At 40.9% G+C, this 26,682-nt stretch carries 24 protein-coding genes; 19 read left to right on the top strand and 5 right to left on the bottom strand.

What is annotated here, in order from left to right; genetic code table 11:
- Window positions 1–36 precede the first annotated feature (36 nt).
- From queG to MKX52_RS04430, 10 genes are all read left to right on the top strand, one after another.
- Complete coding sequence (gene queG / locus MKX52_RS04385) at window positions 37–1,185, top strand: tRNA epoxyqueuosine(34) reductase QueG (RefSeq protein WP_041816180.1); 1,149 nt, start codon at window positions 37–39, stop codon at window positions 1,183–1,185.
- Between the two features lie 61 nt (window positions 1,186–1,246).
- Window positions 1,247–2,149 carry an amidase domain-containing protein gene (locus tag MKX52_RS04390; protein WP_119125680.1) on the top strand — a complete coding sequence of 301 codons (903 nt, stop codon included), beginning with the start codon at window positions 1,247–1,249 and terminating at the stop codon, window positions 2,147–2,149.
- A gap of 43 nt (window positions 2,150–2,192) precedes the next feature.
- Window positions 2,193–2,666, top strand: coding sequence for a tRNA (uridine(34)/cytosine(34)/5-carboxymethylaminomethyluridine(34)-2'-O)-methyltransferase TrmL (gene trmL / locus MKX52_RS04395; protein ID WP_003211950.1), 474 nt, complete (start codon window positions 2,193–2,195; stop codon window positions 2,664–2,666).
- 169 nt (window positions 2,667–2,835) lie between these two features.
- Entirely contained in the window at window positions 2,836–3,543 is a 708-nt protein-coding gene (locus tag MKX52_RS04400; RefSeq protein ID WP_041815308.1) for a YrpD family protein, read from the top strand.
- A 374-nt stretch (window positions 3,544–3,917) separates the two neighbouring features.
- Window positions 3,918–5,813, top strand: coding sequence for a PrkA family serine protein kinase (locus MKX52_RS04405; RefSeq protein WP_012009374.1), 1,896 nt, complete (start codon window positions 3,918–3,920; stop codon window positions 5,811–5,813).
- 140 nt (window positions 5,814–5,953) lie between these two features.
- Complete coding sequence (yhbH, locus tag MKX52_RS04410; protein WP_003211440.1) at window positions 5,954–7,117, top strand: sporulation protein YhbH; 1,164 nt, start codon at window positions 5,954–5,956, stop codon at window positions 7,115–7,117.
- Window positions 7,118–7,480: 363 nt separating this feature from the next.
- Window positions 7,481–8,113: an HlyD family efflux transporter periplasmic adaptor subunit gene (locus MKX52_RS04415; protein WP_012009376.1), complete on the top strand. Its 633-nt coding sequence runs from the start codon at window positions 7,481–7,483 to the stop codon at window positions 8,111–8,113.
- 39 nt (window positions 8,114–8,152) lie between these two features.
- On the top strand, window positions 8,153–9,772 hold the full coding sequence (locus MKX52_RS04420) for a DHA2 family efflux MFS transporter permease subunit (protein ID WP_012009377.1): 1,620 nt from the start codon (window positions 8,153–8,155) through the stop codon (window positions 9,770–9,772).
- A 17-nt stretch (window positions 9,773–9,789) separates the two neighbouring features.
- On the top strand, window positions 9,790–10,314 hold the full coding sequence (locus MKX52_RS04425) for a flavodoxin family protein (protein WP_012009378.1): 525 nt from the start codon (window positions 9,790–9,792) through the stop codon (window positions 10,312–10,314).
- Window positions 10,315–10,327: 13 nt separating this feature from the next.
- Window positions 10,328–10,687, top strand: coding sequence for a hypothetical protein (locus MKX52_RS04430; RefSeq protein ID WP_342491555.1), 360 nt, complete (start codon window positions 10,328–10,330; stop codon window positions 10,685–10,687).
- A gap of 113 nt (window positions 10,688–10,800) precedes the next feature.
- Here MKX52_RS04430 and cspB read toward each other — a convergent pair whose 3' ends face one another.
- Together cspB and MKX52_RS04440 are read right to left on the bottom strand one after the other, a co-directional pair.
- Window positions 10,801–11,001, bottom strand: a complete 201-nt coding sequence (gene cspB, locus MKX52_RS04435) for a cold shock-like protein CspB (protein ID WP_003212277.1) — start codon at window positions 10,999–11,001, stop codon at window positions 10,801–10,803.
- 217 nt (window positions 11,002–11,218) lie between these two features.
- Window positions 11,219–12,304, bottom strand: a complete 1,086-nt coding sequence (locus tag MKX52_RS04440) for a diguanylate cyclase (RefSeq protein WP_012009381.1) — start codon at window positions 12,302–12,304, stop codon at window positions 11,219–11,221.
- Between the two features lie 98 nt (window positions 12,305–12,402).
- Between MKX52_RS04440 and MKX52_RS04445 the strand changes: the two genes are divergently transcribed.
- A complete protein-coding gene (locus MKX52_RS04445; protein ID WP_342491556.1) occupies window positions 12,403–12,783 on the top strand; it encodes a hypothetical protein in 381 nt (126 codons plus the stop codon).
- Window positions 12,784–12,817: 34 nt separating this feature from the next.
- Here MKX52_RS04445 and MKX52_RS04450 read toward each other — a convergent pair whose 3' ends face one another.
- Entirely contained in the window at window positions 12,818–13,216 is a 399-nt protein-coding gene (locus MKX52_RS04450; protein ID WP_342491557.1) for a spore coat protein, read from the bottom strand.
- 148 nt (window positions 13,217–13,364) lie between these two features.
- On the opposite strand from MKX52_RS04450, the gene MKX52_RS04455 reads away from it, so the two are divergent.
- A complete protein-coding gene (locus MKX52_RS04455; protein ID WP_012009384.1) occupies window positions 13,365–13,874 on the top strand; it encodes a YhcN/YlaJ family sporulation lipoprotein in 510 nt (169 codons plus the stop codon).
- Between the two features lie 156 nt (window positions 13,875–14,030).
- Window positions 14,031–14,906, top strand: coding sequence for a hypothetical protein (locus MKX52_RS04460; protein ID WP_342491868.1), 876 nt, complete (start codon window positions 14,031–14,033; stop codon window positions 14,904–14,906).
- A 26-nt stretch (window positions 14,907–14,932) separates the two neighbouring features.
- On the opposite strand, the gene MKX52_RS04465 is transcribed toward MKX52_RS04460, so the two are convergent.
- Window positions 14,933–15,556 (bottom strand): spore coat protein, encoded by a 624-nt coding sequence (locus tag MKX52_RS04465; protein ID WP_041816195.1) that lies wholly within the window; start codon window positions 15,554–15,556, stop codon window positions 14,933–14,935.
- 165 nt (window positions 15,557–15,721) lie between these two features.
- Between MKX52_RS04465 and MKX52_RS04470 the strand changes: the two genes are divergently transcribed.
- The 3 genes from MKX52_RS04470 (at window position 15,722) to MKX52_RS04480 (ending at window position 22,693) form a co-directional block, all read left to right on the top strand.
- Complete coding sequence (locus MKX52_RS04470) at window positions 15,722–19,102, top strand: CheR family methyltransferase (protein ID WP_342491558.1); 3,381 nt, start codon at window positions 15,722–15,724, stop codon at window positions 19,100–19,102.
- A gap of 86 nt (window positions 19,103–19,188) precedes the next feature.
- The gene (locus MKX52_RS04475; protein WP_342491559.1) at window positions 19,189–22,080 is read left to right on the top strand and encodes a 5'-nucleotidase C-terminal domain-containing protein; all 2,892 of its coding nucleotides are present in this window, start codon (window positions 19,189–19,191) and stop codon (window positions 22,078–22,080) included.
- A 46-nt stretch (window positions 22,081–22,126) separates the two neighbouring features.
- Window positions 22,127–22,693: a class D sortase gene (locus tag MKX52_RS04480; protein ID WP_012009389.1), complete on the top strand. Its 567-nt coding sequence runs from the start codon at window positions 22,127–22,129 to the stop codon at window positions 22,691–22,693.
- Window positions 22,694–22,729: 36 nt separating this feature from the next.
- On the opposite strand, the gene MKX52_RS04485 is transcribed toward MKX52_RS04480, so the two are convergent.
- Complete coding sequence (locus tag MKX52_RS04485) at window positions 22,730–23,638, bottom strand: RluA family pseudouridine synthase (protein WP_342491560.1); 909 nt, start codon at window positions 23,636–23,638, stop codon at window positions 22,730–22,732.
- Between the two features lie 109 nt (window positions 23,639–23,747).
- Between MKX52_RS04485 and MKX52_RS04490 the strand changes: the two genes are divergently transcribed.
- The 3 genes from MKX52_RS04490 (at window position 23,748) to MKX52_RS04500 (ending at window position 26,627) form a co-directional block, all read left to right on the top strand.
- Complete coding sequence (locus tag MKX52_RS04490) at window positions 23,748–24,098, top strand: DUF5365 family protein (RefSeq protein ID WP_012009391.1); 351 nt, start codon at window positions 23,748–23,750, stop codon at window positions 24,096–24,098.
- Window positions 24,099–24,407: 309 nt separating this feature from the next.
- Complete coding sequence (locus MKX52_RS04495; RefSeq protein WP_012009393.1) at window positions 24,408–25,073, top strand: HAD family hydrolase; 666 nt, start codon at window positions 24,408–24,410, stop codon at window positions 25,071–25,073.
- Window positions 25,074–25,088: 15 nt separating this feature from the next.
- Window positions 25,089–26,627 (top strand): bifunctional GNAT family N-acetyltransferase/carbon-nitrogen hydrolase family protein, encoded by a 1,539-nt coding sequence (locus tag MKX52_RS04500; protein WP_012009394.1) that lies wholly within the window; start codon window positions 25,089–25,091, stop codon window positions 26,625–26,627.
- Window positions 26,628–26,682: the final 55 nt, after the last annotated feature.

Below are 26,682 nucleotides of genomic sequence, written 5' to 3' on the forward strand. Positions count from 1 at the left end.
CAACAGAAGAAACAAAGAAAGGAGGTTTGCAAGGTGATTCATGTTGGAGAATTAAAAGAAGAATTGATTCAATATGCGAAAGAAATTGGTGTTGATAAAATCCGATTTGCAAGTGCTGATACATTTGATTCATTAAAAGACCGCCTCATCTTACATGAATCGTTAGGGTATTTGTCAGGCTTTGAAGAGCCTGATATCGAAAAACGAACAAACCCTTCTTTGCTGCTTCCGAAGGCCAAATCAATTGTTGCGATAGCGCTCGCATATCCTTCTAAAATGAAAGATGCTCCTCGAAGTACAAAGGATGCAAGAAGAGGGATCTTCTGCCGTGCCTCTTGGGGAACAGACTATCATGTTGTGCTGAAAAAAAAGCTCGACATGCTTGAAGAATTCTTGCGTAGCAAACATGTCGACATCCGAACAAAATCAATGGTGGACACAGGTGAACTGTCTGATCGTGCAGTAGCGGAACGCGCTGGCATCGGTTTTAGTGCGAAGAACTGTATGATTATCACGCCAGAGTTTGGGTCTTATGTGTATTTGGCCGAAATGATCACAAATGTCCCCTTTGAACCGGATGAGAAAATTGAAGACCAGTGCGGGACGTGTAATAAATGTGTCGATTCGTGTCCAACTGGTGCACTTGTGAATCCAGGGCAACTGAATTCACAACGATGTATTTCCTTTTTAACGCAAACAAAAGGGTTTTTGCCTGACGAATTTCGTTCGAAAATAGGAAATCGATTGTATGGGTGTGATACGTGCCAAATTGTCTGCCCGATCAATAAAGGAAAGGACTTTCACCTGCATCCTGAAATGGAGCCGGACCCAGAAATTGCGAAGCCGCTCTTAAAGCCGCTTCTTACGATCAGTAATCGTGAGTTTAAAGAAAAATACGGTCATGTTTCAGGTTCATGGCGGGGGAAAAAGCCGATTCAGCGAAATGCAATTTTGGCACTCGCTCATTTTAAAGATACCTCTGCCTTACCAGTGTTAATTGAGTTGATGCACAAGGACCCAAGACCGGTCATTCGGGGAACGGCTGCTTGGGCAATTGGCAAAATTGGCGACGATCAGCAGCTTCCAGAGCTGGAAAAAGCCCTTGAACGGGAAAGTGATGAAGAAGCAAAAGAGGAGATTGTGAAAGGGATTGAGCTTTTACAGACACCTTTAAATACTAAATAACATCCCTGTGAACATAGAATGAACCAAACAGAGATTTTAAAAAATGTTTGGTGGTGTCTGTGTGAAACAATTATTAGAGAAAACTTTAGAAGATAGGCTGGCGTATTTAATCAATGACCGTGCAATCAAACAGCCACAGCTCATGTCTGATGTGGAAGCAGTCGAACGGAAAAAAGAACTTTTTGCTAGAAGACAGGTGGAGATTGTCAAAGCGAAAGCCAAAGCAACACTCCTCGATTCTTCGATTCAGGATGACGGGGCTCAGCATGTGCAGTATCTCGCTCATCTTACTTATGTATGCAAGGATGTAGACGAATCTTTTTATTTAGAGGAGCAGGTAGAAAAAAGAGAAGCGTTCCTTTACAACGACATGCTTGTGAAAGACCGGTTGATGATAGAAAAGCGCCAAATGGAAGAGCAAGTGGATGAGCGTTTTCAAACCGAAGAACAGTTTGGGAGAGCCTTTCACTATGACCGACGGGCAGCTGTGCAATATGCGGAGACGTACTGGAATAAACGAAATCCTGCCTATAAAAATTTTGAAGATAACTGCACAAATTTTATTTCACAATGCTTGAAGGCTGGAAATGCGCCAACGAGAGGGTATCCAAACCGCGGATCTGGCTGGTGGGTACGGCCGCATACGTGGAGCTATAGCTGGACAGTAGCTCATTCGATGAAAAATTATTTAGCAAATTCGAAAGCGGGTTTAAGAGCACAGAAACTCAAAGATGCACAGGAACTTCAAATTGGTGATGTCATCTGCTACGATTTTGAGGGAGATGGCAGGTATAATCATACAACCATTGTTGTCGATCACGATAAAGGTGGAATGCCTCTTGTGAATGCTCAGACATATGACAGTCGAATGCGTTATTGGTCGTATGAGGATTCAACCGCCTATACACCAGCTATTCGATATACGTTTTTTCACATTTTGGACGATGCCGCGAAGGATAGTTAATGGTATAATGTTGAGCGGAAAAGAAAATTAGAGGTGAACTTTTTTGGGACTTCATGTCGTTTTATATCAACCAGAGATTCCAGCTAATACTGGAAATATTGCGCGTACATGTGCAGCAACAAATACAACCCTTCATCTGATTCGTCCGCTTGGTTTTTCGACAGATGATAAAATGCTGAAGCGTGCAGGACTCGATTATTGGAAATATGCCAATGTAGTCTATCATGACTCGCTTGATGAATTGTTTGAGGCTCATCCGAAGGGGCAATTCTTCTATATCACAAAATTTGGCCAAAAGCCGCATACGACATTTGATTACTCTCAGCTAGATGAAGACTATTTCTTCGTATTTGGCAGAGAGACAAGTGGATTACCGAAAGATTTGATCGAGCGGAATATGGACCGCTGTCTTCGTTTACCGATGACAGAACATGTTCGTTCTCTGAATCTATCGAATACGGCAGCAATTCTTGTGTATGAAGCACTTCGCCAGCAGCAATACCGTGACCTGATTTGAGGTCATAATGAAAGCCGGGATACTGATCTCGGCTTTTTTATATGAGATAAGAAACAAAAAGAAGGAAAATACGACACTTTTATACTTTTTTTGACATGTAAAAAAATAGGTAGTATGATAGAGTGTGATAACGTTTTCAAAAAATGAATACATTAGGAGGAAAAATGAGATGAAAAAGCTACTGATCACTAGTGCCATTAGCTCAGCTATTTTATTGGGGGCGATTCCAGTCAGTGTCCCAGGTCTCTCTCAGACGCAGGAAATAGAAGCAGCGCAATTATCGAAAGGTATCGGCGGACGTACTTATATCAATAGCAATGGGTCCATATTGGTCACAAAGATTCAACTCCCTTCCGCAATGAGTGTATCAAATGGGACAGCTTATATTTATTCTGGATTCACAGGGTCAAAGGAAGCGGATATTGGTCTTCAATACAGTTCAACATATAATGTGTGGAAACCTACGATGAAAGTAGGAGCAAATAATCAAGAAACCTATATCGAAGGAAAAAATGATTTTACGTATACAAAAGGGTTTAAGCCTGGAAGTATTGTGCAAATGACCATTTATAAAAACTTGAATGGACATACAAGAGCAACGTTCTGGGGGACAAATAATGTTGGTTATACTGGGCGTATTATCACGGAAATCCAAAACTCTAACATTGGTTCTGTGACGAAGTGGAAATTACTGTCGACAGTAGCAGTGACTGACGATATCTATCGGAAAGATATTCGTGCGAACTTCTCTACTCGTTTTACTGACATCACATTAGACAGTCGTGCCGTCACACCTGTGATTGATACGCAAGACTTTACGTCCATTCAAGTATCAGGGAATACAGTAAATATGCAGGTGCTAAAAACAACGAATTAAATAAAAAAGGATGTTCCCTCATGGAACATCCTTTTTTTCATTTACCAGGCTTGCCTTCGTAGCCAGCTGTGAAAATGGATACTAAAAACGTAATGATGACGCCCATCATAATGACCGTTCTCATATAAGCTCCCCCTTATCCCTTTGTTTCGATCGCTGCCTGTTTCATATGATGTGAAGTTCGCCTTGAAAAGCAGGAGAAGAAGATCATTTTTCTCCTGTTTTTCCTTTATTATGAAGGGTCTTGCGGATGGTTGTCAATTCAGTTTGCCAATTCGTCATTTTGAAGAACGAAAGCATGTAATAGGACGCCTCCGCATAGATTGTAAAACAGTATCTGATTACTTGCTTCAATCTTGAAAGAGGAGGTTCATATGGATATTTTAAAGAAAATCGAACAGCACAGAGAAGAAGAGCAGCGTCTTAAATGGGAAGGAACATTTGGCGAGTATTTAGACATTATAAAGGAAAATCCACTTGTCGCTCAATCTGCTCATTCTCGCGTTTATCATATGATTAAAGACAGCGGGATTGAAGAGGAGAATGGGGTCAGAACGTACAAATTTTTTGATCAGGAGCTTTTTGGATTAGAAGAATCGTTGGAAAGATTAGTGGAAGAATATTTTCACCCTGCTGCCAAACGGCTTGATGTGAGGAAGCGTATTTTGTTGTTAATGGGACCAGTGAGCGGTGGGAAATCTACACTTGTTACTAGGCTGAAAAGAGGACTAGAAGAATATTCACTGACAGATAATGGCGCAGTCTATGCGATCAAAGGCTGCCCGATGCATGAAGATCCGCTTCATCTTATTCCGCAAAATCTGCGTGAGGATTTCTATAGAGAGTATGGCATTCGTGTACAGGGGAATTTGTCCCCTTTGAATATGATGAGGCTGGAAGAGGAATTCGGCGGGCGAATTGAGGACGTAAGGGTTGAACGGATCTTTTTCTCAGAGGATAAACGGACCGGGATTGGTACCTTTAGTCCGTCTGATCCGAAATCTCAAGACATTGCTGATTTAACAGGAAGCATTGACTTTTCCACTATTGCTGAATTTGGATCAGAGTCAGATCCAAGGGCCTACCGCTTTGATGGAGAACTCAATAAAGCAAACCGGGGAATGATGGAGTTTCAGGAGATGTTAAAGTGTGATGAGAAATTTCTATGGCATCTTCTGTCATTAACGCAAGAAGGAAATTTTAAAGCAGGCCGTTTTGCCTTGATAAGTGCAGATGAATTGATCGTTGCTCATACGAATGAAACCGAGTACCGGTCGTTTATTTCAAATAAAAAGAACGAGGCTTTGCATTCAAGAATTATTGTGATGCCGATCCCTTATAACTTGAAGGTGACAGAGGAGGAACGCATTTATCATAAAATGATTTCAGAAAGTGATGTCGCAGATGTGCATATTGCACCGCATACGCTAAAGGTGGCAGCGATGTTCTCCATTCTGACAAGACTCAAAGAGCCGAAGCGTTCTGATATTGATTTGGTGAAAAAAATGCGTCTGTATGACGGAGAGAGTGTCGAAGGCTTTCAATCTGCTGATATTGATGAGATGAAAAAGGAATTTCATGATGAAGGGATGAGCGGAATTGATCCGCGATATGTCATTAACCGCATTTCCTCCACTATTATCAGGAAGAACATGGAATCGATTAATGCCCTAGATGTCCTACGTTCGTTAAAAGAAGGACTCGATCAGCATCCGTCTATCTCCAGTGAGGACCGGGAGCGCTATTTGAATTTTATTTCTGTTGCACGAAAAGAGTACGACGATATTGCGAAGAAGGAAGTACAAAAGGCATTTGTGTATTCCTATGAGGAGTCTGCGAAAACGCTCATGGATAATTATTTAGATAATGTCGAGGCATATTGCAACAAAAACAAGCTGCGTGATCCATTAACCGGTGAAGAAATGAATCCTGATGAAAAGCTTATGCGTTCAATTGAGGAGCAGATCGGGATTTCTGAAAACGCCAAAAAAGCTTTTAGAGAAGAAATTCTGATTCGTATTTCGGCTTATGCAAGAAAGGGCAAACGTTTTGATTATAATTCTCATGAAAGATTGCGTGAGGCGATTCAGAAGAAGCTGTTTGCTGATTTAAAAGATGTGGTGAAAATTACGACGTCAACGAAGACGCCGGATGAACAGCAACTGAAGAAAGTGAATGAAGTAGTAGCTAGATTAATTGATGAACATGGCTATAATTCTACAAGTGCAAATGAACTTTTAAAATACGTAGGTAGTCTTCTCAATCGTTAATCAATGAAGGAGGCATTATTGGCGCAACTGCACCGGTAATGTCTTTTTTAGAAATGACCGTCAACTTGGGTGACGAGCAGCATAAGATAAAGGAATCGGTGGTTAGAAGAATTGTGCAAAACAGGTGAGGAGGGGGATGGATGTCCCGGCAAGAAAAAAGTCAGTTTATTGTATCTCAGGAAGACTGGTCCCTCCATCGAAAAGGCTATGACGACCAGCAGCGTCATCAGAAAAAAGTCAAAGAAGCGATTAAAAACAATTTGCCGGATCTTGTCACAGAGGAAAGCATTATCATGTCTAATGGAAAAGATGTTGTTAAGATTCCGATTCGTTCGTTAGATGAATATAAAATTCGTTACAACTACGATAAAAATAAGCATGTGGGTCAGGGTGATGGAGATAGCGAGGTAGGCGATATTGTCGCACGTGATGGATCAGATAGTAAGCAAGGGCAAGGAAAGGGGCAGAGTGCAGGGGATCAGGCTGGAGAGGATTATTACGAAGCAGAGGTCTCATTAATGGATCTTGAGGAAGCGCTGTTTAGGGAATTAGAGCTGCCAAACCTTAAACAAAAAGAGCTTGACGACATCATTGTTGAGCAAATTGAGTTTAATGATATTCGCAAAACCGGATTAACAGGGAATATTCATAAAAAACGAACGATGCTCTCAGCATTTAAACGAAATGCAATGACAGGTAGCCCTTCCTTTTATCCAATCTATCCAGAGGATATCAAATATAAGACGTGGAATGAAGTGACCAAACCAGAGTCGAAAGCCGTCGTTTTAGCAATGATGGATACGAGCGGAAGTATGGGGCTTTGGGAAAAATATATGGCGAGAAGTTTTTTCTTTTGGATGACACGTTTCTTACGGACAAAGTATGAGACGGTCGATATTGAATTTATTGCCCATCATACAGAGGCGAAGGTTGTCGATGAAGAACATTTCTTCTCGCGCGGCGAGAGCGGGGGAACGATTTGCTCCTCTGTCTATCGAAAAGCACTAGAGCTCATAGACGAACGTTATCCGCCATCGCGATATAATATTTATCCTTTTCATTTTTCTGATGGAGACAATTTGACATCAGATAATGCACGTTGCGTGAAGCTTGTGTCTGAAATTATGAAAAAAGCTAATTTATTCTGTTATGGTGAAGTGAATCAATACAACAGGCATTCTACATTAATGTCAGCATATAAGCATATACAGGATGAGAAATTTAAGCATTATATTTTGAAACAAAAATCAGATGTTTTTCTCGCCTTAAAAAAATTTTTTCAGCAAGAAGAAGTTCTTTCGTAAATAGCACATTTGAAAAAACCTTTCAGCATAAGGGCTGAAGGGTTTTTTGTATGGAGAAGGAAGGGATCACCAGAAAAAAAGTAAAACTTTCTCTTTGACATTTCAATTTTCATTTATTAATATTTAATCTTGTTAAATATAAGTTTTTCAAAAAAGATGCCGATCGTCTTTTCTTCTTTTTCTACTCTTTGCTCATGAGTGAACAATAAGTATAAATGGGCTGCACACCATTATTCATGCGGGGAAGATGAAGGAGAAATAACAGTTTTATGAGCTTACTTCATATTCTGTCAGATGATGGGCATTCTAAGTTTGCTAAAGCAGATGACACTATATTTTTATACATGAAAGGAGAAACAAAACATGAACAGAGGGCGTTTATTGCTAACGAACATTATTGGCCTTATTGTGATTCTTGCCATTATTGCCGGAGGTGCTTATTACTATTACGAAAGCACAAATTTTGTCAAAACTGACGAGGCAAAAGTAACAGGTGATATGTATCAAATCACAGCTCCAGCAGCTGGACAAATCAAAGGCTGGGATATCAATGAAGGTGACGAAGTGCAAAAAGACAGCACAGTTGCAAAAGTTGAAGGAGAAACAAAAACAAACATTAAATCAGTGGCTGATGGCACATTAGTCAAAAAAGAAGTACAAAACAATCAACAAGTGCAGCCTGGTACAGTTCTTGGTGAAACCATTGATTTAAGCAAGCTATACATCACAGCGAATATCAAAGAAACAGATATTAAAAACATTGAAAAAGGCGACAAAGTCGACATCGTGGTAGATGGTGATCCTAGTACAACATTTGAAGGAACAGTTGAACAAATTGGTTATGCGACAAACTCAACATTCAACATGCTACCAGCAACAAACTCAAGTGGTAACTATACAAAAGTGACACAAAAAGTAGCAGTGAAAATTTCAATTAAAAATCCATCAGACAAAGTACTTCCTGGTATGAATGCTTCTGTCAAAATTTCATCTTAATGATGATTGATATCAAAAAATGAAAGGAGGTTGTCTGAGATGGCAAATCAACCTGCAGCAACAAAACAGGGAGCAGGCTCCTTGTCTTTACTGATCATTTTAATGGCCGGCTTGTTCGTCGCGATCTTGAACCAAACGCTTCTGAACGTAGCCATGCCCCATTTAATGACTGAATTTAATGTGAGTGCAACGACAATTCAGTGGCTTACAACAGGTTATATGCTTGTCAACGGTGTTCTCATTCCGTTATCTGCGTTTTTAATCACACGCTTTGGACAGCGCAGCTTATTCCTAGTTGCCATGATCTCGTTTACACTAGGGACCTTTATTTGCGGGATTGCCCCGAACTTTTCGACCATGCTCATCGGCCGGTTGATTCAGGCGGTCGGCGGCGGTATCTTGCAGCCACTCGTGATGACAACAATCCTTTTTATTTTCCCTCCAGAAAACAGAGGGAAAGGAATGGGGATTTTCGGTCTTGCGATGATGTTTGCTCCTGCGGTAGGACCAACATTATCTGGTTACATTATTGAACATTATTCTTGGCGTATTATGTTTTATGGACTTGTTCCAATCGGAGCAATTGTCATTATCGCTGCTTTCTTTATGTTTAGAAATATTGTAGAGCCTAAAAAGATCAAGCTGGACAGCCTTGGTGCGATTCTTTCCATCGTTGGTTTTGCTTCGCTTCTATACGGAGTGAGTGAAGCCGGAAGTGATGGCTGGACAGATCCGATCGTCTTATCGACGATTATTGTTGGTGCGATTGCGATCATTCTCTTTATTTTCCAACAGCTGAAAGCTGATAATCCGATGCTTGATTTCCGGGTGTTTAAATACAGTATTTTCTCATTATCAAGTGTCATTAATATTATTATTACAGTTGCCTTATACACTGGGATGTTCTTACTACCAATTTATCTGCAGAACCTTGTTGGGTTTACGGCATTGCAATCCGGGCTATTAATGCTTCCAGGGGCACTTGCGATGCTGATTATGTCCCCGATTTCCGGGATTTTGTTTGATAAATTTGGACCTCGTCCGCTTGCGATTGTGGGGATGCTCATTACCGTTGTCACTACATTCGAGTTTACAAGGCTGACGATTGATACATCATATAGTCACATCGTGCTCATGTATGCAGTGCGTGCATTTGGTATGTCACTCCTTATGATGCCTGTGATGACAGCTGGGATGAACCAATTACCACAGCACTTAAACAGCCATGGTACAGCGATGTCTAATACATTAAGACAAATCAGTGGTTCGATCGGTACGAGTTTGATCACAACGATTTATACGAATCGGACAACATTCCATTATTCCAATATGGCGGATCAAACAAATACAGCGGACCCGTTCTTTATGAATTCGTTCCAGGCAGCTGTGTCGAATGTGATGCATCATATGGGTATGACAGCTGAAGCTGCTCAAAAATATGTATCTACCCAGCTCTTTACGAAAGCACAGGTTGATTCAAACGTAATGGGAATCAATGATGCTTACATGTGGGTGACGTTATTCTGTGCCGCTGGTGTCATTCTCAGCTTGTTCCTGCGTGATGTACGTAAGGATAAAAAGCGAAAAGATCAGCAGCATAAAAAACAAGAAATGACACTGCTTCCAGCACCTAAGGAAGCAAACCAAGATGCAAGATAAGTGTGGAGGGACCGTACATGAAAATTTATGTCGTATACGATAGTGAAGGTGACCATACAAAAGCACTGGCAGAAGCAATTGCAGCGGGTGCAGGTGAAACGGAGCAGGCTGAAGTATTCGTTGATCACGTGAAAGATGCGGATATTCGCAAGCTTGATCAAATGGATGCAATTATTTGGGGCTGTCCTGGTCACTTTGGAACCATTAGTGCTGGATTAAAGACATGGATTGACCGTCTTGGCTACCTATGGGCAGAAGGAAAATTAATCGATAAAGTCGGTGCCGTTTTCTGTACAACTGCTACAACGCACGGCGGTTTAGAAATGACAATGCATAATTTGATTACCCCAATGTTCCACCAAGGGATGCTTGTCGTTGGTCTTCCTGGAAATGTGCCAGAGAATGCGTTATATGGCTCTTACTATGGAGCAGGTGTGACATGTCCGATTGATTCTGATGAAGTGATTTCGACAGAAGGTATTGAACTCGGAAAAGCATTAGGAAGACGTGTAGCATCAGTCACTGCGTCATTTAAGCGATAAGGAGAGGGTTCTTTTGGCGACGATTATTGTAGCGTTAGTAGCTGCTGTTCTAGTCATTATCGGATTAGTAGCATTCAATGTCAGACACGCTTCGGTCGAGAAGAAAGAGATCAATGAAGATGTGCCTCATCAGCCTGACGTGCCCCGTAGCGAGTCAGAAGCTGTGGCGAGACCTGTAGAGCCTGAAGTAGAAGAGGAAGCGTCAACGCCTCCTCAAACGGATGAACGAGTGTCTGGCGATGATTTCTATAGACAGGCGCTTCAAAAGTTTAAGCAACCAGAACCACCTGTCAAAGAAGAAGAGCCAGAGACAAAAATGAATGATGATATGTATCGTTCTGCCTTGCAGAAGCTAAAGCAGAAGGACAAATAAAAAGGAGAACCTCTCGTCAGGTTCTCCTTTTTTTATGGGACAAAAAAACCGCCGGCAGAAGCCGAGCGGTTTTCCTTCACTCTATAAAGTGCTAAAGAGCAGATGCTCTTAAATTACGCTTTGTTAACGTTAGCAGCTTGTGGTCCACGGTTACCTTCAACGATTTCGAAAGAAACTGCTTGACCTTCTTCTAAAGTTTTGAAGCCTTCGCCTTGGATAGCAGAGAAGTGAACGAATACATCGTCTTGACCTTCTACTTCGATGAATCCGAAACCTTTTTCAGAGTTGAACCATTTTACTTTACCTTCTAACATGAAATTTCCTCCTAAAGCGATCTTAACGCTTAAATTCACTATTCTTGCTCTTACACAAACTTCAAAGACGAAAACTCTTTCAAAACTTTCTTCTTAAAGATGATACGAACAAAAATAATTACCTTTACTTTACCAGTGTTTGCGGGAAAAAACAACTGTTATCCGAAAACTTTTTTAAAAATAATGATCGCTAACAAATTGAGGAAAAAGCCTAAATTCATTGGCCTCTTTTTCTCCCTGAGAAGCTCACTTGATTTCGGCCAGACTGCTTCGCTTTATAGAGCTCCTGATCAGCTATAATCGGTAATTGTTTGATGTCTGGACTTGTCCCAGAGTAATATGCACAACCAAGTGATACAGTAATATGAATGGACATGCCATTTTGTAAATAAACCGGCTGATCTGCTATTTTTCTCCGTAAGCGTTCTGCAATCTGCCATGTTTTTTCAACTGTACAATTTGGTAGAAAGACAGCAAATTCCTCGCCGCCGATCCTGCCAATATAATCAGAGCTTCTTGTGTTTTTGATCAGCCTTTTTCCGATTTCTTTTAAAACCATATCTCCCTCATGATGTCCATATTGGTCATTGATGGATTTGAAGTAATCGATGTCTAAGTAAATAAGGGACATTTGATGGGTAGGGTGCTTAAATTTCATTGAAAAAGCATCATTTAAGACCTCATCGAACTTCCGTTTATTTAAAACACCTGTTAAAAAGTCATAATGAGCTTGGAATTTATACAAATTCAACAGCTGATATGCTTTTGTTTGATGTTCAATGACGTAAAAGTTAAACAAAACTGCAATATATGAGAACATCCAATAAGTAAAATGCAGTTCAAATGATGTCTCATGCACGATCATGATAAACAGGCTTGTGGCAATTACATTACCGATCGTAATGGACAAAAGCATTTTCACAACATGATTCATATGTCGTTCAGCAATTAAAAAAGAAGCTGTAGCAATGATCATCATGGAAAAAATATTGATGAAAGAAGCGATGTTGGCTTCGATTAATAATCGACCAATGATCACAACAACGGCTGCAATAATGGTTTGGGCAATGCCTCCGTAAAAGGCCGTTAAAATAAGGGGGATATGTCTTAAATCGATGATAGCTGGTCCAGCTTTGATAGAGAAGAACATTAAGAGGACACCGAGTAACCCAGAAAGAATGCCTTTGCATAGTTGTCTGAGCAGGGTATCTTCTTTTTTTAAAAAATTCTCTTTAAACACAAGCATAAATAAATAATGGAAAGTGACAAGAATTGTTAAATTAATAAAGAGGTCTCTTAGCAAAATTAAATCACCTTTTTAAAATTACTAAAATTTGTTGCAAAAGAAAAGGGGAAAAAGGATAATTAATAAAAATTTCACTTATGAGGGGATCAAAACACATGCATGGAAAACGCTTCCCGGATGAACCGGACTTGCTTTCTTTTTTTGAAACGGAGCCTGATGAAAGGTTCGAGAAAGGGATGCCGATTGAATATCAAAACCTGACATTTCGATTTGAGAATCAAGACGAGCGCATCGTTGTCACGATGTACCTTGGAAGTCAAGAATTTAAGTTAAAGGCTGTTCGAAAAAAAGATGGATCTATTTTAGGCATCTATGATTTTAAAACCGTGCAACATGTAGAGATAAAAAAGGACAATCAAGATGAAAAAGAGCTTTTGATCATAGTAGAAGCTTATGGTGATTTTATGACAACAGTTGAAATCACTTTTTTACCTTTCTTCTCTGTGATGGTGAAAGAGCATTTTTCAGAAGAATAAACAGGAGCCTCAATATTTGAAGGCTCCTGTTTTCTTATTTGTGCTCGATGTCATTGATTACTTGCTGGATTGATTCATCATCCATCACATTCATGACACTTTCATCAATGTGGAGAGACTGTGCATAGGACTCTCTTGGCTGATGGTTTCTTGATGTTGATTCGTGCTGATTCGAATGATTTGGCTGTACAGCTGTGAATGCCTGCTTCATCATTTGGCCGATTTCAGCAGTTCCCTTTGATTCTTTCTGTGTGTGTGACTCGTGTCGAGGCGAGTCATGGTGCTGTTGATCTTTTCCCTTCATCATTGAAGACATATTCATTTGCGTCATGCTTTTCAGCCTTCTTCGTAAAGCCGGGGAAAATAATGCAATGATGGCTGTTGATACTGCGATCATTGCGCCAGTGCTCATGCCTTTTCTTTTTTTAAACAAACGAATCCCTCCATTTGATCGTGATGATCTTTCATCAAGTTTAGGATGACCAAACACAGCTGAATTATGAATTCATTTTGCGGAAACAGAGGATGTATGCATAAAAAGTCGGCTGGATGAAAAACCTAAGAGCAAAAGGAGGGAATAAATGATGAATAAGAAATGGATGCTATCTTTACTACTCGTTCCAGCATTGATCACCACTGGATGTGGTATGAACAACCAGGGCGATGAGCGAAGAGGAACAATGAAACGACAGTATGAAAATGTCACATATAAGAATGACAACATGAGGCAGGATGAGCCAGATGTTCAAACACCTCAGAAGGTCAAAGTGGCAGACAAAGCGTCAGAGCTTGTAGCCAACATGCCTGAAGTAAAAACAGCGAACGTACTGGTTACAGGAAAGAATGCATTTGTTGCCGTAATGCTTGAAGGCGATAAAAGCGGTAATGTGACAGATGATTTGAAAAAGAAAATTTCTGATAAAGTCAAATCAACAGATCAACAAATCGACAATGTGTATGTCTCTGCCAATCCAGACTTCGTTGATCGAATGGAAGGATATGGAAAACGAATTAGAAGCGGAGAGCCCATCTCAGGATTTTTCGATGAATTTACTGAAACAGTCAGACGTGTCTTCCCTGAATCAAAATAGCTACGACAAAAGCCGTATGTCATATGCGGCTTTTTTGTTTGGAACCGCACCTTGCGCACCTGACTGCATAAAGTAAAAAATATATCACCTCTTGTTGATCTTTGTTTCTTCATAGAAAGAGAAAGAGGCTGCAGGATGAATTCAGGTGGGGAGCAAATGAAAGCCAAGCCGTCAATGATTCATAAAAAGCTTGTAGGCGGAATGATAGCAGCAGGTCTCATTTTTTATGCTTTCACCGCGTACTTGATTTATGTTGCGTTTCAGCTGACAGGACAATATTTAGAGCAGCAGTCTTCTCCTAAAACGATTTTAACGGAGAGACTCAATAAGCAAGTCTATGAACATATTAGTATATACTATACAGAGAAAGAGGACGCTTTTGTTGATTTGACAATCGAGGCCATAGAACAGGCAAAGAAGAGGACAGCGTCAGTGTTTCAATTTGATACTGACAAACCTTTAGACATTATTTATTTTGATGATAAAGAAACAATTGAGCAATTTGCTGGGATCAAGCATATTACGGGTTTTTATTCTGATCATGATCAAATGATAGGGTTATATCCAGATAAACGGGAAGCATTATTGAAGAAAGAGACACTGCCTTTATACTTTTTCAACACGTTATTGATTCATGAATATGCTCACTTTGTTTTCTATGAAAAAGTTCATTCTTACGAAGTGTCTCCGGTGATCTTCCCACTTTGGTTCCATGAGGGAACAGCAGAATGGACGGCCTATGACGTGTTAAATGCCACGTCTGAACGGTTCGACGTCATTCCCTTCCAGTCTCTTCATTCTGATCAAGATTGGCAGGACTCTCGGATGACGTATGAGACAGATGTTTATGTGCAAAGCTACTATATGATTTATGAGCTGGTGCAGCTTTACGGACGAGATATCATACACGAGATCATGGAGGAAACGGCGAAAACAGGTCTATTTGCTAAAGGCTTTGAACAGGCGACAGGGCAGCAAATCGCAGATTTTGAAGATTATTTTCACAAGATATATCAAAGAAAAAACGGCTGACCAGTGAAAATGGCCAGCCGTTTTTTTTAATGAAGGGGCTTTTGCTGATTCGCTTTGCTTGGCGGCATTTGAACCTGCCCTTGAAGCGGTGCAAAAGCTGATGTCATGGCCGTCATGTCTTGTCTGGAAAGCTGAGGGACTTGATAGTAGCCATGCTTGTTTTGATACAAGAATATTTCATACGCCATTTCGATAAAGTTCGGGATTTGCGCAGCAAGTACACGTCTGACAACTGGATTTGTTACTTCTAATGCTGACATGGAAAGTAATCCAGCATGTGATTTGACGAGGCTGAGCATATGCCCTGTGATGCCCAAGTCTTTGACATCCTGTAACGATTGATTCGGCTTCTTCGGCTGAGAAGGCTTGATTCCGTATGTCACTTGTGTGTGTTCTTTCATCATATAAGTAGCGGTTTCTTCACTAGGCTTTTGTCCAGTAGAAAAACAATCTACAGTGACATTGTACTGAGATAAAACGAATTGGTATTGTCGATCCAAGATGTCGGATAATGCAGGATCTTGAATAAACTGCCGTAGGATCATATACTGATCCAAAATATTAATTGTGCCGGCTAAAATTTCATGTAAGTCGAATAATTCATGTCCGCCATGATTGAGTTCAGGCTGGGGAGCGCTTCCTTGAAACATTGGTTGTTGATCGTTTTGCACTTGAGATTCCTCCTTCTATTTATACAATCTGTTTTAATGTGAGGATGTTTTCCTTCTTTCATGCAAAAACATTATTTACAATTAGAGGGTTTTCTTCCTTTTTGTCGAAAAAAAGTATCAGACGAATGAACATGGGGGTACCAGATGCAGGACAAAATCATTAATCGTTTGATAGAAGACGAACATGTGCAGACACCAGTGATTGGCATCGGTGTTTCGCCGTTTGAACAGCATCATCTTGAGGCTTTCTTTCAATCATTTCCACATGAATTAAATGCCTCTTTTATTGTTGTGCAAAATTATGTGACAGGCGATTGTATAACTGATTTGGAAGCACTTGTTTTACCGATTGGCTACCGGGCAAAAACGATTAAACATGGTGAGAAAGTCATGAAGAAGACGATTTATTTTTGTCCACAGCATGCGGTAGTGACGTTAACAGAAGATCAGCGGCTGCACCTATCAGAACAGCTGCCGGCGTGCATGGGTTGTTCTGTGGACTTGCTTTTTCAGTCTCTTGCCAACGTTCAAAAGGAGGAGGCTTATGCGATTTTCTTTCAAAAAGGTCATTGCGTGGGAAGTGGCTTGCTTCAGTTGGTTGAGCAGGGCGGTACAGCTTTATCGTGCAGTGAAGAAGAAAGTGGTTTTGATACTTTGTATCAACAATCATTCAAGGACCCTTCCACCCTTGCAGCATACATCTCCAACATCATGAATGTTCCGCACATTGATGAGGCAGATCCTGTTTTATTGAGAATTATTGAACGACTTGAAATGTATAAAGGCATCGCCTTTTCAACCTATGAAAGGAAAAGGCTACTATCTGTCATTCAAAAACGAATGAAAGTTGCCAAAAAACGGATTTCACTGTTAGCAGAGTACGACTACTTATTAGAAAGAGAACCCGATGAACTCGACCTTCTGCACGTACAGCTTCTAAGCGGCATGACATCTTTTTTTAGAGACATGGAAGCTTTTCATGTATGTGAACATCAAATCATTCCATCGATCATTGAAAATGCGGTGAAAAACGGGAAATCTCGATGCCGTATTTGGATAGCTGGATGTTCGACAGGAGAGGAAGCGTATTCTTTTACGATCTTATTTATAGAAGAAATGAAGCGAAGACAAGTGACCATTGAACTTCAAGTATTTGCAACAGATATTAACCGGAAAGCCATTCAAACAGCTAGTAAAGGTCTCTACACAGTAGAGTCTATGGCAAGGATGCCGGAAAAATGGCGGGCGCGATATTTCGAAAGGAAAGGTGACGCTTTTATTGTGAAGCAGTCGCTTAGAAAACATATTGTCTTTGCACCTCACAATTTATTGATCGATTCACCTTTTATCCACCTCGATTTTATCAGTTGCCGAAATGTTCTGATGTACTTCCAGCCTGAAGTACAAAAACGAGTATTGTCCCGATTCCAATATGCTTTAAAAGATGAAGGGATATTGATATTAGGGCCAAATGAAACTGTACCCAATATCCCTCGTTTATTTCATTTATTTAATGAAAAATGGAACATTTACACCCATTCAAACATTTCAAAACCACATGTCCCTTGGACATCAGACGCTCGTGATATCGAGTTGAAAGCGCGAGCCGCACAATATATGAAAGAAGTAAGCGAGGATTATGATGCATGTATGGTCATCAATGATAGTGACAAAATCCTGGCAGTATCAAAGGGTGCATATTCTTTTTTAGATCATACAGAAGTGTCAGATCAATCATGTGAATATGTGACACCTGATTATATGAAAGAGATGCTCAGTCAAACCTTTCAAAAGGTGTGGACAGACGAGACAGAGGTTGTGTTTCAACATGTTCTCATTTCAGAAAAAGGCAGCAAGCAGTATGCAGATTTTACCGTGAAAAGTTTTGACCGCCGTTTTAAGGGAGTATACGTCATTCTCATACGAAGGAATGAGAGAGGGAAAAATCAAAAGAACGGCAGGGAAATAGGGATGTCAGATCTGAATTCAGTCTATCAACAGCGTATAGTCGATTTGGAAAATGAACTCAATGAAGTCAAACAAAAGGAGCAGGAGGCAAGGGCTCAATTAAAAGAGAAACACACGCAGTTAGAGGAGATTGAGAAGAAACACGAGCATTATATAAATATCATAAACAATTTAAGGGTGACAAGAGAAGAACTGTACAAACCCTCTATCAAGCCGGAGCTTGCAACGCTGTTTGTAGACAAGGACATGAATATTCGCTATTACACTCCTACAGCTGCCTCTTTATTTACTTCAGCGAAAATTAGACATCAGCAATCCTTTCAGTCGATGGCTAAAAAACTCACGCAGGAAACGCTCTGTCATGATATCCAATCCGTCATATCGGATAGGCGCGCGATCGAACGTGAAATTGAAACGAACGAAGGCGAGCAATTCACCGTTCACATCACACCCATCTTCGATGAAGAACATGAAGGAGCGGTGATGACTTGGGTGAAAATGACTGAAGTAACGAAAATTAAGCAGTCGCTTCATCTAGCGGTGACGGCACTTGATAACAGCCATATTCATATTGTTGTGGCAACTGAGGAAGGGGTCATCCAATGTGTGAACCAGCGTTTCTGTCAATTCGTCCAGCAGCACGAATATGACCTGATCGGCAAAGATATTTTTTCCGTCTATCATTCACTATGTCAATGTGATGATTTAGAGAAACAATGGAAGGTTTGTTTAAGAGAGGGCAGCTGGACAGGTGAGTTGTACTTTCAAGATTTATGTGGACGTGAACGATGGGAAAGAGTCTCTTTACATCGAATTGATGATCCTGACAAAATGCAGTCAACCGTCATGCGGATTTCAGAGGACATCACCAATCAAAAGCAGTCAGAGAAGATGCTGATGAAATCAGAAATGCTGTCAGCAGTAGGGCAGCTTGCAGCAGGTATCGCTCATGAGATACGAAACCCGCTGACCTCATTAAAAGGGTTTTTACAGCTGATGATTCAAAGTAAAAAGTATCAGAAAGATTATGCAGATGTCATGATGTCAGAGTTTAATCGGCTCGAGTCGATTATTAATGAATTTCTCGTTCTTTCGAGAAGCAAATCGGTGAAATTTGAACCGGTACATGTCAATCTTCTGCTCGAAGAAGTGATCATGGTCGTTGAATCTCAGGCGGTCTTAAAAGGCGTATCTATTCAGAAAAAGCTGTCTCCATCGCTCCCTAACATTCAAGGCATTCCGAATGAACTGAAACAAGTTTTCCTAAACATCCTTAAAAACGGAATAGAAGCGATGGATGGTGTGACAGGTGTCATCAAGGTGACCTCTCTCATGAAAGATCATCAGATGATGTTGATCTTTGAAGACCAAGGTAAGGGAATACCAGAGGACGAAATAGGGAAACTCGGTGAACCATTTTATACAACAAAAGAAAAGGGAACAGGCCTTGGTTTAATGATGACCATTAAAATCATTGAAAGCCATGGTGGCACCATTCGTTTTGAAAGTAAAAACTTTGAGGGAACACGAGTGATAATTACCTTTCCGATGAGTTAAAAAAGACAAGTTTTACATGAAATTCATTCAACATCAATATTTACTTTGTACACTATGAGAGATGAAGCGCAAAGGGGAGAGGTCTAATGAAACGAATGTTATCTATTCGAATGATTTGTTGTTTGGTTTTGGTGATCTTTAGTTTGCAGTCCTTATTGCCTGGCATGTCCGCAGTGAGCGAGGTCAGTGCATCTGAAAAGAAAGAAATAAAAAAGATTGTGCAGATCAAAAAAGCCCGTCAGCTCATAGGAAAGACTGTGACGGTAAGTGGCATTGTAACAGCAGATCAATCAGCTATAGGCAATGGAAAACTATCCACATACATTCAAGACAAATCAGCCGGAATCAATGTTTATTCAGCCCAGCTGAATCACTTCCCGGAACTAAAAGCAGGGATGAAGGTGACAGTGACTGGTAAGATCATGTCTTATAAAGGACTGATTGAAATTGTGCCAGATCAAGGTAGTCTGAAGGTAGATACTGTGAACCAACCCTTGCCAAAGGCGAAGCGAGTGTCTGTGAAGCAGCTAGAAATGGAACAAGCAGGTAAACATGAAGGAAGACTAGTGAAGGTCAAAGGCTATGTAGAGACAAAACCAGCTCAGCCGGCTGGCGGTGGATACAATGTGGTGATCATTGATAAAAAATATCACAGCACCACACTGAGAGTGATGGTCGATACGAATGTGATTGATAAAGTAAAGACAGGGAAATGGTACGAGTTTACAGGGGTGTTAAGCAGGTATGAAACGCTGCAGGTGCTTCCAAGACATCAGGATGATATCAATCTTCTCAAACGCCAGCCAAAGCCGCTAAAGATGAAGAAAGAATACAAAGCAACGGTTGACCGTGTGGTGGATGGAGATACGATTCATTTAAAGAAGCCCGTTCTAGGTACAACAAAGGTGCGTTTTGTGAATATGGACACGCCAGAAACGTATCATCAGCCAAAAAGTGAATTAGACAAAAACCAATTGCGTTTTGGACAGCAAGCGACTGACTATTTAAAAACACTACTTTCGAGCGGTGACCAAGTCACATTAAAAATTGGTCCTGAAGCTAAGGATCACTATGGACGTCTTTTAGCTCAGGTGAAAACCAAAAAAGGGTTAAATACAAATCTAGAGCTTGTGAAAAAAGGATATGCCCCTACTTATTTCATCTGGCCAATTGGAGATGAAAAGGACTATCATACGTATCAAAAAGCAGTAAAAGAAGCAAAGGAAAAAGGACTGGGCATTTGGAACGAAGCGGCCCCTCTGCTCGAACAGCCGTTTGAATTTAGAGCACGTGAACAGAAAAAAGGACTGACACGCTATGTTGGCGACTCATCTGTCAAAACCTACGTGTCCCCTGACAAATGGAAAGAAATCGATGTGGATAAACGGATCTTTTTTGCTTCTAAAGAAGAAGCAGAGCAGGCTGGTTACGAGCCGGTAAAGGATGCGGGCGAAGTACCATTAACGATTTTAAGTATGAATGATTTACACGGTAAAATTGATCAAGTATACGAACTGGATTTAAAAGGTGACGGCAATAAAGCCATGTACGGGCGGATGGATTATGTCGCGGCCTATATGAAACAAAAACAAGCAGCGCACAAAAATACGATTACGGTCCATGCTGGAGATATGATTGGCGGGAGCTCTCCAATATCTTCTCTTCTGCAAGATGAACCAACCGTTGAACTCATGGAGAACATAGGATTTGATGTCGGCACGGTTGGTAACCATGAATTCGATGAAGGGGTAGACCAGCTATTGCGTATCTTAAATGGTGGAGATCATCCAAAAGGGACAAAGGGATATGACGGACAGAACTTTCCGCTCGTTTGTGCGAACTGTGAGTACAAGGATACAGGTAAACCGCTTTTACCGGCTTACGAAATCATTGATGTTGAAGGAATCCCTATCGCATTTATCGGCGTTGTGACCAAGTCTGCGGCAGGAATGGTCATGCCAGAAGGGATTAAAGACATTCAGTTTACAGATGAAGTCAAAGCCGTGAATGAAGCCACGAAGGAATTAAAACAAAAAGGAATTAAAGCTATAGCGGTTTTAGCTCATATGACAGCCTCTCAAAATGGCGATACCATCACTGGAGAGAGTGCAAAGCTTGCCAAAGAAGGTGATGAAGAAATTGATGTCATTTTTGCAGGTCATAATCACGAAGTGGTCAATGGAGAGGTCAATGGAAAATTAATTGTGCAAGCCTTTGAATACGGGAAGGCGATTGGCGAAGTCAATGTGACACTTGACCGTAAAACGAAGGATATCGTCAAAAAGAGTGCAAATATCCAGTATGTAGATCAGGCCGGTATAGAAAAGGACAAGGAAGCAGCAGACATCTTGGCTCATTACGGGAAAGAAGTGGAGCCGATTATTAGTGAGGTTGTTGGAGAAGCCGGGGTCAAAATGGAAGGCGGCTATTCAAATGATGGAGACACGCCGCTTGGTAATTTGATTGCGGATGGTATGAGATATTCAATGAAAAGTGACTTTGCCATGATGAATGGAGGCGGTATTAGGCAAAACCTTGAAAAAGGGCCGATTAAATGGGGAGATCTCTTTAATATTCAGCCATTTGGCAACGTTCTAGTCAAACTAGAGATCAAGGGAAAAGACTTAGTAGAGATCATAGAAGCACAAATTTCTCCACAATTTGGACCAGATTATAGCATTTCAGGCTTTTCATATTCCTATGATCCTGTAACATATAAAGTAGTCGACTTGAAGCTGCCAGATGGTTCAGCCGTAGCTCTCGATCAAACGTATACACTCACTGTGAATAACTTCATGGCAACAGCAACTGGTAGTAAATATGCACCAATCGGCAGGCTTGGACAAAACCCTGAAACTGGCCCAGAAGACTTAGAAGCCACTGTCGATTTTGTGAAAAGCTTTGAGGGAGCTTCCATTGTGTATCAAAAAGAGGGACGAATTCAAAAAGCAAAACAAGAAGAAAAAGCAGCAAGCTAAAAAGCGTATCATCTAAGAGAAATGTAACAGGCAAAGGAGTTTAAGCATGAAAAAGTGGCTTGCACTGACTGTGATGACAGCCGGGATTGTGCTGCTCGGCTGGGGGATATGGCAAATCGCATCAACTCATCTTCAAACAGCCCAATCATTAGACGAAGCGAAGAAGGTCGTGGCGACCGATCAAGGGATGTCCAAGAAGCAGTTTGCTCCTGAAATAGGGAAAGCCTCTGGCATCCTGACGATTCCAAAATTAAAAGCAGACCTTCCGATTGTCGAAGGGACAGATGCGGATGACCTTGCAAAGGGAGTAGGACACTACAAAGACAGTTATTATCCAGATCAAAATGGACAGATTGTCCTTTCTGGTCACCGTGACACGGTGTTTCGCCGGACAGGCGAACTTGATATTGGAGATCAGCTGAAAATCACTGTTCCGTATGGTGAATTTATATATGAAATCACACATACGAAAATTGTTGATCAGCATGATACATCCATCATTACGTTGCAAAATGAAAAGGAAGAGCTGATATTAACGACATGCTATCCTTTTCATTTCGTCGGCAATGCGCCAGAGCGGTATATTATATATGCAAAAAGAGTGTCTGAATAAAGAAAAAGAGCCTGCTTTCGTACGCAGGCTCTTTTGTTAATGGATGATTTGACTCATGAGTTGGTCCATATCAGGTGGTAGAGGAGCTTCTATGATCAGATGCTCACCTGTAAAAGGATGTTTCATGTCAACTTGCTTGGCGTGAAGAGCACACCTGTTGATATATTCACGAACTCCGTCATATAACGTATCTCCAGCTAGTGGGTGCCCGAGACTGCTAAGGTGGACACGAATTTGATGCGTTCTACCCGTCTCTAGTTGAAGTTTAACCGTTGTTAGTTGCAGACGTTTATTCATGTCCATGACCTGAAAATGAGTCAAAGCTTTTTGCCCTGTAGAAGAAATTCTTCGTCTCACTGCGTGGTGTTTGTCACGACCGATCGCTGCATCGATGGTGCCTTTCTTCTTTTTGAAAAGTCCCTCTGCTATGGCGATATATGTGCGTTTAATTGTTTTTTTAGAAAGCATTTGATCAAGAGCCGCATGAGCTAATCTATGCTTTGCAAAAATGACGGTTCCGCTTGTGTCTTGATCTAGCCTGTGGATATGTCTTACCCGCTTTTCTTCTCCATTTGCTTGGAAATGAAATGCCACAAGATTTGCCAGTGTGCCAGTTTGTCCTTGTTCATTCGGATGAGTTGGTCGTCCGGCAGGTTTTTGTACAATTAATAAATGCTCGTCTTCGAAGAGTACTTCTAATTCACCGTATTCCGGTGTCACATCACTTTCTTCTGTTTCAAATAAATCAATGATGATCTGATCGCCTTGACTGACTTTAGCCGCGTGATGGGCAGGCTTTTGATTTAAACGAACCTTTTGATGCTCCATCCAAAAATGAATAATCGGTTTTGATGCAGATACGGCTGTCTTTAAAAAATGACTGAGTGAAGTGTGATGATACTGCTCGTCTACTTTTAGTGAGAGCGTGTGTCCTTTTATAATCATGATATTCGTTCCTCTCTTTGGGTATATATAGGAAACACTTACCTTGGCGAATGCCTTTTTTTCTGTGCTATTCTGAATGGAGAAATAACGACAGAGAGGTAGATGTCACGTGAGATTAATGAAAGCTGCTACAGACCTGCAAGAGCAGGCAATTGAAGAAATATCAAAGGATGTTGAAGATCTTCTTTCTCATGCTGTCAATGGACAGGAGCGGGATACGCGCCAGAAAGATCGCTCGCTTACCTTTATTGATGGCGTATATAACGGAACGATGGATGATGCTTTTCGTATTTTATCGGGACTTCAGCTATTACATACCATTATTGTAAAACCGAAACGTCATCTCACCAAACGAGATCGTGAGCTATTCGAGCGAAACCGTGAGCAGGTCAACGCCTGCGGCTTTTCTTTTCCTTTTGATCTAGACGATTTTGCTAGCCGTCACCTTCAAAATGCGTAAAAGATGGTGTGAACTTCCTTGTTAACTTACAAGGCGCTCGCACATACTATTTTTAAGGGAACGGAGAAACCTTTAAGATCTGTAATACCAAACCCGCTCTTTTTCAACATCGCCTATTTCTCCACGAATCGGAGCGCTTGGATCTCTTGCAGAATGAACCGAACACGGATAGGAGCCTGACAAACGATGCAGGCTCCTTTTATACATAATCATTTTAGCAGACATTCATCTTTGAAAGTCAATTTTATTCACGATATGATAGCATTGGGTATATGTTTAAGACTTTTGTAAAAAAAAGGAGTGGCCTCGTTGGTAAAGGCGATTATATTTGATTTCGACGGATTAATTTTAGATACAGAAACACATGAATATGAGGTTTTACAAGAAATGTTTGCGGAGCATGAATCAGATCTGCCTCTTTCTGTATGGGGCAAGGTCATTGGCACGCAGGCAGGCTTTAAGCCATTTGAATATTTGGAAAAGCAGCTAGGGAAGACGCTGGATCATGAGACACTCACAGCAGATCGGCGTTCTCGTTTTCAACAAAGAATGAAGGACGAATCAGCAAGACCTGGTGTAGAAGCTTATTTAGAAGCAGCAAAGGAGCTCGGGATCAAGATTGGACTTGCTTCCAGCTCAGACTATAAATGGGTGTCTGATCACCTAAAGCAGATTGGTCTTTTCGACTACTTTGAATGTATCCGCACGTCAGATGATGTGGAAGAAGTGAAACCAAATCCAGAGCTTTATTTGCAAACCGCACGATGCTTAGGGGTCGAGCCAAAAGATTGCGTGGCATTTGAGGATTCTGTGAATGGATCAGTAGCTGCCAAACGAGCAGGTATGAAATGTGTGATCGTTCCAAACAAAGTCACGAGCACGCTTCAATTTGAAGAATATGATGTCAGATTAGAATCCATGGCTGAAATCGAATTGCTCCAGCTATTCCATCAGCTTGAAAAAGAGGATCAGTAAGGGGGCAAATACATCATGGCAGAAAAACTAGACTTAACGCGTTTTGAAAAAAGAATGGTGATCCGTAATATTCGGGAAGAGGATATTGACCGAATCATTGCGTTGCAAGAGGTATGCTTTCCAGGTATGGACCCTTGGAAACGAGAACATCTTGAAAGCCATCTTGAGCATTTCCCAGAAGGGCAGTTTTGTGCTGAATTCGAGGGAGAAATCATTGGCTCTTGTTCAAGTTTATTAATTAACTTTGACGAATACGATGATCGCCACACGTGGCAGGACATTACAGATGATGGGTACATTACAAACCATAATCCGGATGGAATGAATATGTACGGAATCGAAGTCATGGTGAGTCCTGAGTACCGACGAATGAAAATTGGACATCGTTTGTATGAAGCGAGAAAAGATTTAGCAAGAAGATTAAATTTAAAAAGCATCATCATTGGCGGACGCATTCCGAACTATCATAAATACCAAGAGGAAATGACGCCTCGCCAGTATGTGGAGCAGGTCATGCTTCATCAAATCTATGATCCTGTTTTATCTTTTCAGCTATTAAATGAATTTAGTCTTATGCGGATCAATCCGAATTACTTGCCAGATGATAAAGCATCGAGCACATATGCAACGTTAATGGAATGGAACAATGTCGATTATCGCCCGCAATCGAAAAGGTACTATAAATCGGCATTCCCTGTTCGAATTTGTGTGATTCAATATGCAATGAAACAAATTCATTCCTTTGAAGAATTTATGAATCAGGTCGAGTATTATGTAGATGTCGCATCAGATGCATCAGCTGACTTTGCCGTATTCCCAGAAATTTTCACGACGCAGCTCATGTCTTATTTAGAAGAGCGGTCACCAAGTCTTGCTGTGCAGCGAATTACGGAATATACAGAAGACTACATTAATTTGTTCACAGACCTTTCTGTGAAATATAACATTAATATCATCGGCGGTTCTCACTTCGTGGAAGAAGAAGGGAAAATCTATAATATTGCCTATTTATTTAGACGTGATGGAACGATTGAAAAGCAATATAAGCTTCATATCACGCCGAACGAAAGAAAATGGTGGGGGATTTCAGCTGGTGATCAAGTCAGGGTATTTGATACGGATTGCGGCAAAATTGCGATCCAAATTTGCTACGATATTGAATTTCCTGAGCTTGCACGGATCGCAGCTGATAAAGGAGCGAAAATTATTTTTACTCCGTTTTGTACAGAAGACCGCCAAGGCTATTTAAGGGTACGTTACTGTGCACAAGCGAGAGCGGTTGAAAACCAGATTTATACCGTCATCTCTGGAACAGTTGGCAACCTTCCGCAAACCGAAAATATGGATGTTCAATATGCACAATCGGCTATTTTCGCCCCATCAGACTTTGAATTTGCAAGAGATGGGATTGTAGGAGAGTGTAACCCAAACATTGAGATGGTCGTCGTAGGTGATGTCGATTTAGAAATTTTAAGAAGACAAAGACAAGATGGGACTGTACGTCAGCTGAAAGACCGAAGAAGAGACGTGTACCATATTGAATATAAGAAATAATGAAGGAAGCGCCTATCGTTGAGGCGCTTCTTTTTGATAACATCAGATTTTTTTC

Origin of the sequence: Bacillus sp. FSL R5-0422 (assembly GCF_038610765.1) — a bacterium.
Lineage (GTDB): Bacteria > Bacillota > Bacilli > Bacillales > Bacillaceae > Bacillus > Bacillus pumilus_O.

Excerpts from the sequence above, each read along its gene's own strand:
- MKX52_RS04445 (WP_342491556.1), top strand. The coding sequence starts at position 12,403 with ATGCATGGAAAACGCTTCCCGGATGAACCGGACTTGCTTTCTTTTTTT.
- cspB (WP_003212277.1), bottom strand. The coding sequence starts at position 11,001 with ATGTTAGAAGGTAAAGTAAAATGGTTCAACTCTGAAAAAGGTTTCGGA.
- MKX52_RS04425 (WP_012009378.1), top strand. The coding sequence starts at position 9,790 with ATGAAAATTTATGTCGTATACGATAGTGAAGGTGACCATACAAAAGCA.
- MKX52_RS04415 (WP_012009376.1), top strand. The coding sequence starts at position 7,481 with ATGAACAGAGGGCGTTTATTGCTAACGAACATTATTGGCCTTATTGTG.
- MKX52_RS04465 (WP_041816195.1), bottom strand. The coding sequence starts at position 15,556 with ATGTTTCAAGGAAGCGCTCCCCAGCCTGAACTCAATCATGGCGGACAT.
- MKX52_RS04455 (WP_012009384.1), top strand. The coding sequence starts at position 13,365 with ATGATGAATAAGAAATGGATGCTATCTTTACTACTCGTTCCAGCATTG.
- yhbH (WP_003211440.1), top strand. The coding sequence starts at position 5,954 with ATGTCCCGGCAAGAAAAAAGTCAGTTTATTGTATCTCAGGAAGACTGG.
- MKX52_RS04400 (WP_041815308.1), top strand. The coding sequence starts at position 2,836 with ATGAAAAAGCTACTGATCACTAGTGCCATTAGCTCAGCTATTTTATTG.
- MKX52_RS04480 (WP_012009389.1), top strand. The coding sequence starts at position 22,127 with ATGAAAAAGTGGCTTGCACTGACTGTGATGACAGCCGGGATTGTGCTG.
- MKX52_RS04475 (WP_342491559.1), top strand. The coding sequence starts at position 19,189 with ATGAAACGAATGTTATCTATTCGAATGATTTGTTGTTTGGTTTTGGTG.
- MKX52_RS04405 (WP_012009374.1), top strand. The coding sequence starts at position 3,918 with ATGGATATTTTAAAGAAAATCGAACAGCACAGAGAAGAAGAGCAGCGT.
- MKX52_RS04470 (WP_342491558.1), top strand. The coding sequence starts at position 15,722 with ATGCAGGACAAAATCATTAATCGTTTGATAGAAGACGAACATGTGCAG.
- MKX52_RS04485 (WP_342491560.1), bottom strand. The coding sequence starts at position 23,638 with ATGATTATAAAAGGACACACGCTCTCACTAAAAGTAGACGAGCAGTAT.
- MKX52_RS04460 (WP_342491868.1), top strand. The coding sequence starts at position 14,031 with ATGAAAGCCAAGCCGTCAATGATTCATAAAAAGCTTGTAGGCGGAATG.
- MKX52_RS04420 (WP_012009377.1), top strand. The coding sequence starts at position 8,153 with ATGGCAAATCAACCTGCAGCAACAAAACAGGGAGCAGGCTCCTTGTCT.
- MKX52_RS04500 (WP_012009394.1), top strand. The coding sequence starts at position 25,089 with ATGGCAGAAAAACTAGACTTAACGCGTTTTGAAAAAAGAATGGTGATC.